This is a genomic window from Streptomyces niger (assembly GCF_000718305.1).
Lineage (GTDB): Bacteria > Actinomycetota > Actinomycetes > Streptomycetales > Streptomycetaceae > Streptomyces > Streptomyces niger.
The window spans coordinates 45145-59389 of sequence record NZ_JOFQ01000007.1; the positions used below are offsets into that span (position 1 = coordinate 45145).

At 70.7% G+C, this 14245-nt stretch carries 13 protein-coding genes; 6 read left to right on the forward strand and 7 right to left on the reverse strand.

Translation table 11 applies throughout. The features are described 5' to 3' along the window. Window positions 1-77 precede the first annotated feature (77 nt). From IF20_RS14500 to IF20_RS14525, 6 genes are all read right to left on the reverse strand, one after another. Window positions 78-734, reverse strand: a complete 657-nt coding sequence (locus IF20_RS14500) for a YceI family protein (protein ID WP_052865569.1) — start codon at window positions 732-734, stop codon at window positions 78-80. 122 nt (window positions 735-856) lie between these two features. Beyond that, window positions 857-1537 (reverse strand): response regulator, encoded by a 681-nt coding sequence (locus IF20_RS14505; protein WP_052865570.1) that lies wholly within the window; start codon window positions 1535-1537, stop codon window positions 857-859. Further along, window positions 1534-2913 (reverse strand): sensor histidine kinase, encoded by a 1380-nt coding sequence (locus IF20_RS14510; protein WP_407702504.1) that lies wholly within the window; start codon window positions 2911-2913, stop codon window positions 1534-1536. Before IF20_RS14510 ends, IF20_RS14505 begins: the two co-directional genes overlap by 4 nt. 196 nt (window positions 2914-3109) lie before the next feature. Continuing rightward, the gene (locus IF20_RS14515) at window positions 3110-4009 is read right to left on the reverse strand and encodes a DUF4429 domain-containing protein (RefSeq protein WP_052865912.1); all 900 of its coding nucleotides are present in this window, start codon (window positions 4007-4009) and stop codon (window positions 3110-3112) included. Window positions 4010-4141: 132 nt separating this feature from the next. Then, window positions 4142-5356 carry an alpha/beta hydrolase gene (locus IF20_RS14520; protein ID WP_052865572.1) on the reverse strand — a complete coding sequence of 405 codons (1215 nt, stop codon included), beginning with the start codon at window positions 5354-5356 and terminating at the stop codon, window positions 4142-4144. A 145-nt stretch (window positions 5357-5501) separates the two neighbouring features. Then, entirely contained in the window at window positions 5502-6167 is a 666-nt protein-coding gene (locus IF20_RS14525) for a TetR family transcriptional regulator (protein WP_052865573.1), read from the reverse strand. A 113-nt stretch (window positions 6168-6280) separates the two neighbouring features. On the opposite strand from IF20_RS14525, the gene IF20_RS14530 reads away from it, so the two are divergent. After that, window positions 6281-7879, forward strand: coding sequence for an MFS transporter (locus tag IF20_RS14530; protein WP_052865574.1), 1599 nt, complete (start codon window positions 6281-6283; stop codon window positions 7877-7879). A gap of 178 nt (window positions 7880-8057) precedes the next feature. Continuing rightward, window positions 8058-8414: a peptidase inhibitor family I36 protein gene (locus IF20_RS14535; RefSeq protein WP_052865575.1), complete on the forward strand. Its 357-nt coding sequence runs from the start codon at window positions 8058-8060 to the stop codon at window positions 8412-8414. 87 nt (window positions 8415-8501) lie between these two features. Here the strand turns inward: IF20_RS14535 and aceE are convergent, their stop codons facing one another. Further along, a complete protein-coding gene (gene aceE, locus IF20_RS14540; protein WP_052865576.1) occupies window positions 8502-11249 on the reverse strand; it encodes a pyruvate dehydrogenase (acetyl-transferring), homodimeric type in 2748 nt (915 codons plus the stop codon). A gap of 537 nt (window positions 11250-11786) precedes the next feature. On the opposite strand from aceE, the gene IF20_RS14545 reads away from it, so the two are divergent. From IF20_RS14545 to IF20_RS14560, 4 genes are all read left to right on the forward strand, one after another. Next, the gene (locus IF20_RS14545; protein ID WP_052865577.1) at window positions 11787-12227 is read left to right on the forward strand and encodes a DUF3052 domain-containing protein; all 441 of its coding nucleotides are present in this window, start codon (window positions 11787-11789) and stop codon (window positions 12225-12227) included. Window positions 12228-12387: 160 nt separating this feature from the next. Further along, complete coding sequence (locus IF20_RS14550) at window positions 12388-12846, forward strand: peroxiredoxin (protein ID WP_052865578.1); 459 nt, start codon at window positions 12388-12390, stop codon at window positions 12844-12846. A gap of 131 nt (window positions 12847-12977) precedes the next feature. Further along, window positions 12978-13553 carry a TerD family protein gene (locus IF20_RS14555; protein ID WP_052865579.1) on the forward strand — a complete coding sequence of 192 codons (576 nt, stop codon included), beginning with the start codon at window positions 12978-12980 and terminating at the stop codon, window positions 13551-13553. Between the two features lie 107 nt (window positions 13554-13660). Next, complete coding sequence (locus IF20_RS14560; RefSeq protein WP_052865580.1) at window positions 13661-14236, forward strand: TerD family protein; 576 nt, start codon at window positions 13661-13663, stop codon at window positions 14234-14236. Window positions 14237-14245 lie beyond the last annotated feature (9 nt).

Consider the following 14245-nt stretch of genomic DNA (forward strand, 5'->3'; position numbering starts at 1 on the left):
CCATGGCGGGCATGCGCCTCTGTTCGGCGCGGCACCGAGGCCCGGATCGGTCGCCGGGCCACGAATGAAACGGTTCTTCAGCCGGTGGGCGCCGTCCTGATGGCGGCGATGTCGAACTGGAGGCGGACCTTCTCGCTCACCATGGCGCCGCCCTCGGCCAGCTTCGCGCTGTACGTCAGGCCCCACTCCGAGCGGTTGATGGTCGTGGTGCCGTCGAAGCCGGCCCGCTGGTAGCCGAACGGGTCGGTGACGTTGCCGATGTAGGTCAGCTCCAGGACGACGGGGCGGGTGACGTCCCGGATGGTGAGGTCGCCCGCCATCCGGTAGACGTCAGCGCCCGCGATCTGCACATCGGTGCTCTTGAAGGTCATGCGCGGGAAATTCGCGGCGTCCAGGAAGTCGCGGCCCATCAGGTGGTCGTCGCGCTGCTCCACGCCGGTGTCGACGCTGGCGGTGGCCAGCGAGATCTGCGCCTTGGAGCGGGAGGGGTCCACGCCGTCGAAGTACAGCCGGCTCTCGAACTCCGTGAAGGCGCCGCGCACCGTGGTCACCATGGCGTGCCGTACGGAGAAGCCGATCCTGCTGTGGGCGGGGTCGATCATCCACTCGCCGGTGAGGTGGGCGAGGGCGGGGTCCAGCAGGCCGTCGTGCGGGTGTGCCGCAGAAGCGGCGGCCGACTCCGGAGAGTACGCCTCCGGGCGGCGGGGGGAGGAGCTGCGGCTGAACAATTTCATGAGAAACGTTGTTACTAAGAAGCCGGGTGGCGTCGCAAGGCCTGCTCAGAGTACGGAACAAGCCCTGCTCAAGGGCTACGCAGGTACTTCACGGGTCCCTCGCGAGGCTGTCTGTCGGTCCGTCAGCGGTCACCGGGAGTCACCAGCCCCGACTCGTACGCGAAGATCACCGCCTGGGCGCGGTCGCGCAGATCGAGCTTGGCGAGGACTCGTCCGATGTGGGTCTTCACCGTCTGCTCGGCCAGCACCAGGTCCGCCGCGATCTCCTGGTTGGACAGGCCGTGCGCGATCAGCTCCAGCACCTCGGTCTCGCGCGGGGTGAGGCCGTTCAGGCGCAGGGACTCCCGGTCCTTGCGGGGCGCGGGGCGCTGCCGTGCGAAGTCGGCGATCAGGCGGCGGGTCACGGACGGGGCGAGCAGCGCCTCACCCGCCGCCACGATCCGTACCGCGGAGATCAGGTCGGCCGGCGGGGCGTCCTTCAGCAGGAAGCCGGACGCGCCGGCGCGCAGCGCCTCGTACACGTAGTCGTCGACGTCGAAGGTGGTCAGCATCAGCACCTTCGGGCGGTGCACCACCCCCGGAGGCGGGGACAGCAGCTGCCGGGCCGCCTCCAGGCCGTCCATCTCCGGCATCCGGACGTCCATCAGCACCACGTCGGGGTGGGTGCGACGACTGAGTTCGACGCCGCGCAACCCGTCCTCCGCGTCGCCGACGACGTCGATGTCGCTCTGCGCGGCGAGCAGCGCGGCGAAGCCCGCCCGCACCATGGCCTGGTCGTCGACGACGATCACACGAGTGGTCATGCGGGCGTGGGGTCCTTTTCCGTCAGGGGCTCCGTGAGCGGGAGCCGCGCGGCGACACGGTAACCCCCGTCCGCCAGCGGGCCGGTGTCCAGGGTGCCGCCCAGCAGCCGTACCCGCTCGCGCATGCCGACCAGGCCGTGACCGGTCCCGGTGGTCTCCAACGGCTCGGCGGGGCGCGGCGACGGGCCGTTGACGACCAGGACGGTCAGGCCGGTGCGGTCCGGTGTGACCGAGACCTGGGTGCGCGCGCCGGGCGCGTGCCGTACGACGTTGGCCAGCGCCTCCTGCACGATCCGGTACGCCGACAGGCCCACGGCAGGCGGGAGTTCGCCCAGCGCCCGGGACAGCGTCAGCTCCACCGGCACGCCGGCCCGCACGGTCCCCTCCACCAGCCGCGTCAGCTGGTCCAGGCCCGGCTGCGGCGCCTTCTCGGGGCCGCCCTGCCGTTCGCTCTCCTCGCTGCGCAGCACGCCCAGCAGCCGGCGCATCTCCGCCAGCGACTCGCGCGCGGTCGCGGCGATCGTCCCGAACTCCTCGGCGGCCTCGGGCGGCAGGCCCTGGAGGCGGTACGGCGCGCTGTCCGCCTGCACCGTGATCACCGACATGTGGTGCGCGACGACGTCGTGCAGCTCACGGGCGATGCGGGCGCGCTCCTCCAGCAGCGTGCGCCGGGCCCGCTCCGCCTCGCTGATGGTCGCCTGGGCAGCCAACTCGCGGCGCGCCTCGCCGCGTTCCCGCAGGGCGCCGGTCACCAGCAGTATCGCGCCGGACAGCACGAACATCAGCACCCAGGTGCCGTCGCCGTCGCCCGGCCTGAGGGAGGCGAAGAGGAGGCACGCGGCGCCGGTCGCCAGCCAGACGGCGACGAGCGTGCGCCGCCGCTCGCGGAGCCCGAGCGCGACCATCAGCAGGAGGTAGCTGATGATGGTCTGGGGCGGCCAGGGGTACGGCGGGCCGGGCAGCGTCGCCGACACCGACAGCACCAGCGCGCCGGCGAGGTCGGCAGCGTAGATCGCCCACCAGGCGTGCAGCGGGCGGCTGACGGCGAGCAGCAGCGGCACGGTCTGGGCCACGGCGAGCGCACCGGAGAGCCCGCCGTTCAGACCGTAGTTGTTGGCCAGCACGAGGATGCTGACGGGCAGCAGCACGGCGGTGAACACGCAGGCGACGACGTACGGCAGCCAGCGCAGCCACCGGCGCGCGGAGGTGCCGAGCAGGGGTTCGCCGGGACGCGTCGGGGTGGTGAGGTCCGTGGCGAGGGCGCGCAGTGCCTGCCGAGCGGCGCGTACCGTGCGGGCCCGCCCGTCCGCACGCTCGGCGCGGGAGCCGGTGGGCGCGGACCCGGGGGAGCCGGGGGAGGAAGGTGACGTGGACATCGCCGGTTCAGCGTAGGCGGCATGGGCCCGGCGCGGCGTCATACCGGAGTCGTCAGTCGCGGGTCATACCCCGGTATCAGGCGCGGGCGGTACGGACCCGCCCGGCACCGCCCGCTTTCCGCGTACACCCGGTCCGGCGCGGCCCGCTTCCACGTACACCTCGTCCGGCGCCGCCTGCGCCGCACGGCTCCGCGGCCTACAGCTCCGCCAGCAGCTCGGCCTTCTTCGCGCTGAACTCGTCGTCCGTCAGCAGCCCCGCGTCGTGCAGCTCGCCCAGCTGCCGTATCCGGTCGGCGATGTCGGCGGGGCCCCGGTGCGGCTCCAGCGAACGGCGCGCGGGGGCGGGCGCGGGGGCCGGGCCGGCACTGCGTACGGCCTGGAGGACGGCCGCGGCGAACGGCAGCGACTCGTGGACCGGGCCGTAACCGAGCCCGAAGATCACCGAGGCCGGGTCCTGGTCGGCGCCCTGCTCGTCCTCCTCGCCACCGTGCGCGAGCAGCCGCAGATAGCCGCTGTGCCAGGCGCCGGGCGTGGTGGGGGCCGAGGAGCCGTTCTCCGGGGAACGCCAGACCACGCCGGTCAGCCCGTCCACGGGGAAGCTCTGGTCGCCGGACTTCCACTTGGCCGTCGAGGCGCCGGTCCAGAACCAGCGGAACGCCACCGAACTGCCGTCGAAGGTCGCCTTGCCGTCGTACGCCTTGAAGGTCAGCGGCGCCTCCGGAGCCGCGACGAGATACCGGTCGGCGGGGTCGGCAGCGTCCCGGCCGAGCAGCCCGTCGAGCTGGTCGCGGTAGTACCCGGCCCGGTCGGCGCGGTCGGCGGGGAGCACCAGGCGGTAGGGATCGGCGTCGTCCTTGAGCTGCCCGTCGGCGGCGTCCATCAGAGGATCGGCGCCCGGCCGCGGCCGGGCGCGCAGCACCACCGTCCCGCGCCTGCCGCGCGAGACCTCCACCGACCTCAGCGCTTCGTAGGGGATGCGGCGCTCGCCGAGCGCCTGGAACAGCTTGGGCTTGCGGATCCCCCGTTCGAAGCGGATGAGTACGGAGTCCGTGTCGAACTCCCAGACGGCATGAAAACCGGCCAGCACATCACCCATGCGGTTCATCGTAAGCGGCGGGCGGCCCGCCCGTCCCCCTTCCGTGCAGCACGCGCTACGCGCGTCAATCCCTTACCCGCTCACGGCTGCCCGCACTCCGGCCGGCCCCCGAGCAGGGCGTCCGGCCGGCCCTCAGGCGAGATCGGCCGCGCAGTCGCCGTCGTCGGAGGCGCAGCTGACGCCCGCCACCGCGCCGACCCCGACGAGGGCGAAATTGGCCAGACTCCGCGTCCCGCGGGCGAAGTACCCCGCGTGCCCCTCGGCGCCCGCCGCGGACAGCACCCGGGAGCCGAACGCCGGGTCCACCGGGTCGGCACCGTGCCCCAGTCCGCCCAGCTCCAGGTACGGCACGTCCTGGATCCAGTCGTCGGCGTCCCGCATCGCCCAGACCCGCGCGTCGGTGTGCAGCGCCGCGGCGTCCCGGGCACGCATGCCGGGGCTGCCGGCCACCACGATGTCGCCGACCCGGGAGGGCAGCTCGCGCGCCGCCACCCCGCACACCACGGAGCCGTAGCTGTGGCAGAACAGCGAGACGTCGGCGCCGGCCGGCAGCGCGCCGACCATCGAGGTGAGGCGCTGGGCGCCCGCCTGCGCCAGCTGGCCGGCCGCCGCGTCCACGCCGATGCCGGCGGGCGCGGTGTAGTCGGCCCAGGCGATCACGGCCGTACGGGCGTCGGGGCGCGCCGCGCGCTCCGCGTCGTACAGGGACGACGCCATGCCCACCGGGGCGGTGTCGGCCCGCCGGGTGCGCTCGAAGTTCACCAGATTGGTGTCGACGCCGGGCACCACCACCGAGACTCTGCGGGCGTGCGTCAGATCGCCGAAGACCTCGGCGGCGCGGCCGCCGGCGGCCGGGTCGAAGGAGAGGATCTGCCGCCCGGGCCGCATCAGGGATTCCAGCCGGTGCATCAGCCGGCCGGCGTCCTGGCGGCCCTCCGGGGTGAGCCGCGCGTCGTGCGAGCGGCGCTCGGCCACCGCCCTGGCCCGGTCCAGCGCGCGGTGGTTGGCGTGGTAACGCAGCGTGGCGGGGGCGCCCGCCATGTTGCCGACAGCGAGCGGATAGCGGTCGGCCAGCCGCAGCCGGTCGGCCTTGCGGAGCTTGGCGAAAAACGCCGCGATGCGGTGCGGGCCCACTACCGGGTCGGGCAGCCGGTGGCCGTGGAAGGTGGCGCCCGCCCAGGCGGCGCGGGAGCTGCCCAGCGGGTCGGTGTCGCCCTTCGTGCCTCTGATCCCCGTCCAGCCGGTCACGGCAAGCATCACGAACACCACCACCAGGGCCAGTGCCGCGCGCCAGGCGGAGGACTGCAGGAAACCGGGAGGAGCGCCGAGCTCGGAGAAGGAAGTCACCGCGGAACAGCCTAGGAGACGGCGCGCGGCGCTCGTGGATTGGGTGAGGCAACTCACGTTTCGCTGTGGGTCATTAGGGTCACAACGGACACTTCGCACCCATTTGTCCCGCTCTGACGTGCGGCGTTGCGCTCATATGGTCGGATCAATAGGCCTTTTTGCGCCACTCGCCCGTGAGCGCCGGAACGATGCCGTCCAGATGTTCCTCGGTGATGGCGCGGATGGACTCCACGCTGCACTCGCCGGCGCCGCCCCACAACCGTCCGGCCAGCCGCATCACGCCGCTGAAGGCCGCGACCACGATCCGCGGCCGCGGATCGGTGTCCGGGTCCAGCCCCTCCCGCCGGGCGATCACCCCCGCGATCAGCTCCTCCAGCTCGGAGCTGCGTCGCAGGTGGGCGGCGACCAGGCCGGGCGTCGACTCGATCATCTGGTACGTCCGCATGTGCAGCTCGACCGGGATGATCGACTCGATCATCCGGCCGAGATCGTCCCAGGCGAGCAGGACGGCGTTGCGCAGCGCCTCCAAGGGGGCCTCGGCGGCCGGGCGGGCCTGCAGCGCCTCCAGGAAGCGTGCCTCGACGATCTCCTGGACGGCGAAGACCACGTCCTCCTTGGTGGTGAAGTACCGGAAGAAGGTCCGCTGGGAGACGTCGACGGCCTCGGCGATCTCGTCGATCGTGGTGCGGTCGTAGCCCTGCTCGGTGCACAGTTCCAGCGCCGCGCGGATCAGTGCGTCGTGCGTACGCCGCTTCTTTCGTTCGCGCAGCCCGCACCGCAAACCGCCACGCGGCGTCACCTCGGCCGTCATGCGCCGCCCTCCTCGCTGTATCAGTGCTGCTCACGATACCTGTGAGTTAACTGACAGTTACCGACTCATGAAACGCTTTGTCAACTGTCAGTCGCTGACATTATTGTCGAACCATGAGCTCACAGACCCCGGTAGCCGACCCGATACCGGACATTCCCGCACCGGAGCCGCGCAGGGGCCTGCGTGGTCATCCCTGGCTGACCCTTTTCTCCGTCGCGATCGGCGTGATGATGGTCGCGCTCGACGGCACGATCGTCGCGATCGCCAACCCGGCCATCCAGCAGGACCTCGGCGCCTCGCTCGCCGACGTGCAGTGGATCACCAACGGGTACCTCCTCGCGCTGGCCGTCGCGCTGATCACGGCCGGCAAGCTCGGTGACCGCTTCGGCCACCGGCAGACGTTCCTCATCGGCGTGGTCGGCTTCGCCGCGGCCTCCGGGGCCATCGGGCTGTCCAGCGAGGTCTCGCTGGTCATCGTCTTCCGCGTCCTGCAGGGCCTCTTCGGCGCCCTGCTGATGCCCGCCGCGCTCGGCCTGCTGCGCGCCACCTTCCCGGCCGAGAAGCTCAACATGGCCATCGGCATCTGGGGCATGGTCATCGGCGCCTCCACCGCCGGCGGCCCGATCGTCGGCGGCCTGCTCGTCGAGCACGTCAACTGGCAGTCCGTCTTCTTCATCAACGTCCCCGTCGGCATCCTCGCCCTCGTCCTGGGCCTGGTGATCCTCAAGGACCACCGCGCGAAGAACGCCCCGCGCTCCTTCGACGTCCCCGGCATCGTGCTGCTGTCCGGCGCGATGTTCTGCCTGATCTGGGCGCTGATCAAGGCCGGCGAGTGGGGCTGGGGCGACGGGAGGACCTGGGCCTTCCTGATCGGCTCGATCGTGCTGTTCGCGCTCTTCGGCGTTCTGGAGAGCAAGGTCCGCGAGCCGCTGATCCCGCTGCGCATGTTCCGCTCCGTGCCGCTCACCGCCGGTACGGTCCTGATGGTGCTGATGGCCTTCGCCTTCATGGGCGGCCTGTTCTTCGTCACCTTCTACCTGCAGAACGTGCACGGGATGAGCCCCGTCGACAGCGGTCTGCACCTCCTGCCGCTCACCGGCATGATGATCGTCGCCTCGCCGGTCGCGGGCGCCATGATCACCAAGTTCGGCCCGCGCGTCCCGCTGGTCGGCGGCATGGTCTTCACCGCCGTCGCGATGTACGGCATGGCCACGCTCGACACCGGTACCGGCACCGGCGCCATGTCCCTCTGGTTCGCCCTCCTCGGCCTGGGCCTCGCGCCCGTCATGGTCGGCGCCACCGAGGTCATCGTCGGCAACGCGCCCATGGAGCTCTCCGGCGTCGCCGGCGGCCTCCAGCAGGCCGCGATGCAGGTCGGCGGCAGCCTCGGCACGGCCGTCCTGGGCGCCGTCATGGCCTCCCGGGTGAACAACGAGCTGCCCGACAACTGGAACGCGGCCCACCTGCCGCCCCTCCCGACCGCCCAGCTGGACAAGGCCGCCGACGCGGTCGCCGTCGGCATGGCGCCGGTCCCCAAGGGCACCCCGGCTCCCTTCGCCGAGAAGATCACCGCGGTCGCCCACGACACGTTCGTCTCCGGCATGGGCCTGGCCTTCACGGTCGCCTGCGGCGTCGCCGTCGTCGCGGCGGTGGTCGCGTTCCTGACCAAGCGCGGCGAGAACGAGGTCGAAGGCGGCGTCGGCCACATCTGACCCGCGGTGCGCGCCGGCAGCCGTACGCCCCGGCGCGCTGCGAAGCGCCGCCCCGCACCACCACCGGGCCCCGTTTTCCCCTATCAGGGGGGACGGGGCCCGCGTGCGTTCGCCACGTACCGCCGGGGCCGCCAGCGTGTGCCCGACCGATCATCGGACGATCACCGGGGGACACCTCATGCGTACGACCCTTCTCGCGGCCACGGCAGGCGCGGCCGTTCTCCTGACCTCGGCGGCAGCGGCGCACCCGGCGGCTGCCCCGTGCGCCGCCGGGCAGCTCTGCCTCTGGCCGGCAGCCGGATACGGCGGCCCGCGCACGACCCACGAGCTCTCCGACACCGACATCGAGAGCTGCGTGCCGCTGCCCGGCGGCCACCCCGCGCGTTCCTTCGTGAACCGCACCGGGCGGCCCGTCACCACGTACCAGAGCGCCGAGTGCGCCGAGACCGGCGAGTTCGACACCTATCCCGGCGGCGGCACCTACGTGCCGGACTCGCCGTACGAGGTGCGGGCGGTCAAGATCTGGGAGCGCTGAGCGGGGCCGGCGGCCCATGCCGGAAAGGGCGAGGGCCCGGCAGCACCGCTGCCGGGCCCTCGTCGCGGAAGAACCACCGCGGAGCGGTTACGCGTCGCCGCCCGCCTCGCCGGCCTCCGCCGCCGCGACGTCCAGCAGCTGGTACCGGTCGATGGCCTGCTTCAGCGCCGAGCGGTCGACCTTCCCCTCCTTGGCGAGCTCGGTGAGCACGCCGAGGACGATCGACTGCGCGTCGATGTGGAAGAAGCGGCGTGCCGCGCCACGGGTGTCGGCGAAGCCGAAGCCGTCCGCGCCGAGGGACTGGTACGTCCCCGGCACCCAGCGGGCGATCTGGTCCGGAACCGAACGCATCCAGTCGGAGACGGCCACGAACGGGCCCTCGGAGCCGGACAGCTTCCGCGTCACGAACGGGACGCGCTGCTCCTCCTCGGGGTGCAGGAGGTTGTGCTCCTCCACGTCCACCGCCTCGCGCCGCAGCTCGTTCCAGGAGGTCGCGGACCAGACGTCCGCCTTGACGTTCCACTCCTCGGCGAGGATCTGCTGCGCCTCGATCGCCCACGGCACGGCCACGCCGGACGCCATGATCTGCGCCGGAATGGAGCCCGCCGTGGCCGGCCGGACCTTGTGGATGCCCTTGAGGATGCCCTCGACGTCCACGTCCTCCGGCTCGGCCGGGTGCACGATCGGCTCGTTGTAGACGGTGAGGTAGTAGAAGACGTCCTCGCCCGGCCGGCCGTCCTCGGTCTCGCCGTACATCCGGCGCAGGCCGTCCCGCACGATGTGCGCGATCTCGTAGCCGTACGCGGGGTCGTACGCGACGCACGCCGGGTTGGTCGAGGCCAGCAGCTGGGAGTGGCCGTCGGCGTGCTGCAGACCCTCACCGGTCAGGGTCGTACGGCCGGCGGTCGCGCCCAGGACGAAACCGCGCGCCAGCTGGTCGGCCATCTGCCAGAACTGGTCACCGGTCCGCTGGAAACCGAACATCGAGTAGAAGACGTAGACCGGGATCAGCGGCTCGCCGTGCGTGGCGTAGGCCGAGCCCGCCGCGATCAGCGAGGCCGTGCAGCCCGCCTCCGTGATGCCGTCGTGCAGCATCTGGCCGGTCGGCGACTCCTTGTACGCCAGCAGCAGCTCGCGGTCGACCGACTCGTAGATCTGGCCCAGCGGGTTGTAGATCTTCGAGGTCGGGAAGAACGCGTCCATGCCGAAGGTGCGGTACTCGTCCGGGGCGATCGGCACGAAGCGCTTGCCGATCTCCTTGTCCCGCATCAGGTCCTTGAGCACGCGGACGAACGCCATGGTCGTGGCGATCTTCTGCTGGCCCGAGCCCTTCTTGGCGGTCGCGTACGCCTTGTCGCCCGGCAGCTCCAGCGGCTTGGCGCGCACGACACGGGTGGGCACGTAGCCGCCGCACTCCTTGCGGCGGTCGTGCATGTACTGGATCTCTTCGGAGTCCCGGCCCGGGTGGTAGTACGGCGGGTTGCCGTCCTCCAGGTCCTTGTCCGGGATCGGCAGGCGCAGCCGGTCGCGGAACATCTTCAGGTCGTCGACCGTCAGCTTCTTCATCTGGTGGGTCGCGTTGCGGCCCTCGAAGTTCGGGCCGAGCGTCCAGCCCTTGACGGTCTGCGCGAGGATCACGGTCGGCTGGCCCTTGTGCGCCTTGGCCGCCGCGTACGCCGCGTAGATCTTCTTGTGGTCGTGACCGCCGCGGCCCAGGTGCAGGATCTGGTCGTCGGTCATGTTCTCGACCATGGCGCGCAGCCGGTGGTCGCTGCCGAAGAAGTGGTCGCGGATGTACGCGCCGGTCTCGGTGGCGTACGTCTGGAACTGGCCGTCCGGCGTGGTGTTCAGCTTGTTGACCAGCACGCCGTCGCGGTCCTGCGCGAGCAGCGGGTCCCAGGAGCGGTCCCAGACCAGCTTGATCACGTTCCAGCCGGCGCCGCGGAACTGCGACTCCAGCTCCTGCATGATCTTGCCGTTGCCGCGGACCGGGCCGTCCAGGCGCTGCAGGTTGCAGTTGACGACGAAGGTGAGGTTGTCCAGGCCCTCGCGCGCGGCGATGGACAGCTGGCCGAGCGACTCCGGCTCGTCCATCTCGCCGTCGCCGAGGAACGCCCAGACGTGACTGTCGGAGGTGTCGGCGATGCCGCGCGCCTCCATGTAGCGGTTCATCCGCGCCTGGTAGATCGCGCCGAGCGGACCGAGGCCCATCGAGACGGTCGGGAACTCCCAGAAGTCCGGCATCAGCCGGGGGTGCGGGTAGCTGGACAGGCCGTTCGGGGCCTTGGACTTCTCCTGGCGGAACGCGTCCAGCTGGTCGGCGGAGAGCCGGTCCAGCAGGTAGGCGCGGGCGTAGACGCCGGGCGAGGCGTGGCCCTGGAAGAAGATCTGGTCGCCGCCCCGGCCGTCGTCCTTGCCCCGGAAGAAGTGGTTGAAGCCCACGTCGTACAGGGAGGCGGAGGAGGCGAAGGTGGCGATGTGGCCGCCGACGCCGATACCGGGGCGCTGGGCGCGCGAGACCATGACGGCCGCGTTCCACCGGGTCGCGTTCAGGACCTTGCGCTCGATTTCCTCGTTGCCGGGGAAGAACGGCTCGTCCTTGGTGGCGATGGTGTTGACGTAGTCCGTGCTGCGCATCTCGGGCACGGCCACGCGCTTCTCGCGGGCCCGCTCGATGAGGCGGAGCATGAGGTAGCGGGCACGTTCCCGGCCTCGCTCATCGACGGCTGCGTCGAGCGAGTCGAGCCATTCCTGGGTCTCTTCAGGATCGAAGTCCGGGACCTGGCTGGGAAGGCCGCCAATGATGATCGGGTTGCGATCGGATCCGGAAGCCACGCTGTTCCTTCGCTGTTCTGGTCGTGTCGTGCTCTGCCCATTCGTGCGGCGTATGTGCGGCACACGAATGTCGAGCCCGAGGTCAGATTTCTGTCTCTGCTGGTGTCGCGCCGTCTTCCATCGTGTACCGAGGCACGCGGATACGTCATCTCTACCTGCTGGTAACCGCCCCTTGGGAGACGCCGTCGGCGGGCGCGCTCCAGGGAAGACCAAATCGCCACCATACGCCCTTGTCACGCACCCGCGACGGCCGGCCGTACGGATGGCGAACGACCGTCCGGCGCCGTCCCGCACCCGCCGCCCGAGCCGGTCGCGCGCGAGTACCCCACGGAGTCGGCGCGACGCTGTGGCGTGAATCACCGTACGGCGGGGTAGGAGGGGTCGCAGTTGCGGCGAGACGGCCGTATCCGTCACCGTTTTGGCGGTCTGGACGGCTGGGTACTTGCGCGATTCGCCCCGCCCGTGTGGACTACGCCCAATGCCCCGCGCACGCGCGAGGTGTAAGGCCTATTCACAAGACATGACAGGAGGCAATCCGTGAGCGCGACCGCGGACCACGCGGAGGAGCGGACCAACCCGGCGATCAAGCTGGGGTTCGAGCCCGGACAGGTGGTCCAGGAGATCGGCTACGACGATGACGTCGAGCAGGAGCTCCGTGAAGGCATCGAGGCCGTGATCGGACAGGAGCTCGTCGACGAGGACTATGACGATGTGGCCGACGCCGTCGTCCTGTGGTTCCGGGAAGACGACGGCGACCTCACGGACGCGCTGGTCGACGCCATCGGTCTGATCGAGGACGGCGGCGCCGTATGGCTGCTGACGCCGAAGACCGGACGCGACGGCTACGTCGAGCCGAGCGACATCAATGAGGCCGCGCAGACTGCGGGTCTGTCCCAGACGAAGAGCATCAACGCGGGCAAGGACTGGAGCGGCAGCCGGCTGGTGACGCCGAAGGCCGCCAAGTCCGGCAAGCGCTGAGCCGTCACGCCGGCACGTCCCGAGCCCCCTTCCGCCCCCTTCCCCCGCCTCCGTGCCCGGGGAAGGGCTGCCGGGAGGGGGCTCGACGCGTATCGGCGCCGATGGCGACCCGTAGGGTTGGTGGGTACCTGTTCAGTATCTGCGAAGGGAAACAGAACCCATGGCGATCGAGGTCGGCGCGAAGGCTCCGGAGTTCGAGCTGAAGAACCAGCACGGGGAGACCGTCAAGCTCTCCGACTTCCGCGGCGAGAAGAACGTCGTGCTGCTCTTCTACCCCTTCGCTTTCACCGGCGTGTGCACCGGCGAGCTGTGCGCCCTGCGCGACGAGCTGCCGAAGTTCGTCAACGACGACGTGCAGCTGCTCGCCGTTTCGAACGACTCGCCGTTCTCGCTGCGGGTCTTCGCCGAGCAGGAGGGGCTGGAGTACCCGCTGCTCTCGGACTTCTGGCCGCACGGCGAGGCCTCCCGCGCCTACGGCGTCTTCGACGAGGAGAAGGGCTGCGCGGTGCGCGGCACCTTCATCATCGACAAGGAGGGCGTGGTCCGCTGGACGGTCGTCAACGGCCTGCCCGACGCCCGCGACCTGAACGAGTACGCCAAGGCGCTCGAGACCCTCTGAGGAAACTCCCGGCACCCCGCCGCGGCAACAGCAGGTAATCGGTGGGAACCGGTCACTAGGATCAAATCGTTGTTCTGATGCCATGCACGACGGGGGCGCTATACGTACCCCTCGATTCTTTGGGAGGACTCGTGGGAGTCAGCCTCAGCAAGGGCGGCAACGTCTCGCTGACGAAGGAAGCCCCCAATCTGACCGCGGTCGTCGTCGGTCTGGGCTGGGACGCGCGTACCACCACCGGTACCGACTTCGACCTGGACGCCAGCGCCCTGCTGACCAACGACCAGGGCAAGGTCGGGAACGACCAGAACTTCGTGTTCTTCAACAACCTGAAGAGCCCGGACGGCTCGGTCGAGCACACCGGCGACAACATCACCGGCGAGGGCGAGGGCGACGACGAGCAGATCAAGGTGAACCTGGCCGCCGTGCCGGCCGACGTCGCCAAGATCGTGTTCCCGGTGTCGATCTACGACGCCGAGACCCGCCAGCAGAGCTTCGGCCAGGTCCGCAACGCGTTCATCCGCGTGGTGAACCAGGCCGACGGCAACGAGCTGGCCCGCTACGACCTCAGCGAGGACGCCTCGACGGAGACCGCCATGGTCTTCGGCGAGCTGTACCGCAACGGCGCGGAGTGGAAGTTCCGGGCCATCGGCCAGGGCTACGCCTCGGGCCTGCGCGGCATCGCGCAGGACTTCGGCGTGAACGTCTGACCGAGGACGCACACCCGGCCCGGCGCCGTACGCCCCCTCAAGGGGAGTGCGGCGCCGGGCGCGCTTGAGAGCAGAGCTGAACCGACACCGGGGAGGAAGCGAAGAACATGGGCGTCACACTCGCCAAGGGGGGCAATGTCTCCCTCTCGAAGGCCGCACCCAATCTCACGCAGGTCATGGTCGGCCTGGGCTGGGACGCGCGCTCCACGACCGGCGCGCCGTTCGACCTGGACGCCAGCGCGCTGCTGTGCAGCAGCGGCCGGGTGCTCGGGGACGAGTACTTCGTCTTCTACAACAACCTCAAGAGCCCGGACGGCTCCGTCGAGCACACGGGCGACAACCTCACCGGTGAGGGCGAGGGCGACGACGAATCGATTCTGGTGGACCTGAGCAAGGTGCCGGCCCAGGTCGAGAAGATCGTCTTCCCGGTCTCGATCCATGACGCCGATGCGCGCGGCCAGAGCTTCGGCCAGGTCAGCAACGCGTTCATCCGCGTGGTGAACCAGGCCGACGGCAGCGAGTTGGCCCGCTACGACCTCAGCGAGGACGCCTCCACGGAGACGGCGATGATCTTCGGGGAGGTCTACCGCTACGGCGGCGAGTGGAAGTTCCGGGCCGTGGGCCAGGGGTACGCGTCGGGTCTGCGGGGCATCGCTCTAGACTTCGGGGTCAACGTTTCGTAAGGGTCGCGA

Excerpts from the sequence above, each read along its gene's own strand:
- IF20_RS14500 (WP_052865569.1), bottom strand. The coding sequence starts at position 734 with ATGAAATTGTTCAGCCGCAGCTCCTCCCCCCGCCGCCCGGAGGCGTAC.
- IF20_RS14505 (WP_052865570.1), bottom strand. The coding sequence starts at position 1,537 with ATGACCACTCGTGTGATCGTCGTCGACGACCAGGCCATGGTGCGGGCG.
- IF20_RS14510 (WP_407702504.1), bottom strand. The coding sequence starts at position 2,913 with ATGTCCACGTCACCTTCCTCCCCCGGCTCCCCCGGGTCCGCGCCCACC.
- IF20_RS14515 (WP_052865912.1), bottom strand. The coding sequence starts at position 4,009 with ATGGGTGATGTGCTGGCCGGTTTTCATGCCGTCTGGGAGTTCGACACG.
- IF20_RS14525 (WP_052865573.1), bottom strand. The coding sequence starts at position 6,167 with ATGACGGCCGAGGTGACGCCGCGTGGCGGTTTGCGGTGCGGGCTGCGC.
- IF20_RS14530 (WP_052865574.1), top strand. The coding sequence starts at position 6,281 with ATGAGCTCACAGACCCCGGTAGCCGACCCGATACCGGACATTCCCGCA.
- IF20_RS14535 (WP_052865575.1), top strand. The coding sequence starts at position 8,058 with ATGCGTACGACCCTTCTCGCGGCCACGGCAGGCGCGGCCGTTCTCCTG.
- IF20_RS14550 (WP_052865578.1), top strand. The coding sequence starts at position 12,388 with ATGGCGATCGAGGTCGGCGCGAAGGCTCCGGAGTTCGAGCTGAAGAAC.
- IF20_RS14560 (WP_052865580.1), top strand. The coding sequence starts at position 13,661 with ATGGGCGTCACACTCGCCAAGGGGGGCAATGTCTCCCTCTCGAAGGCC.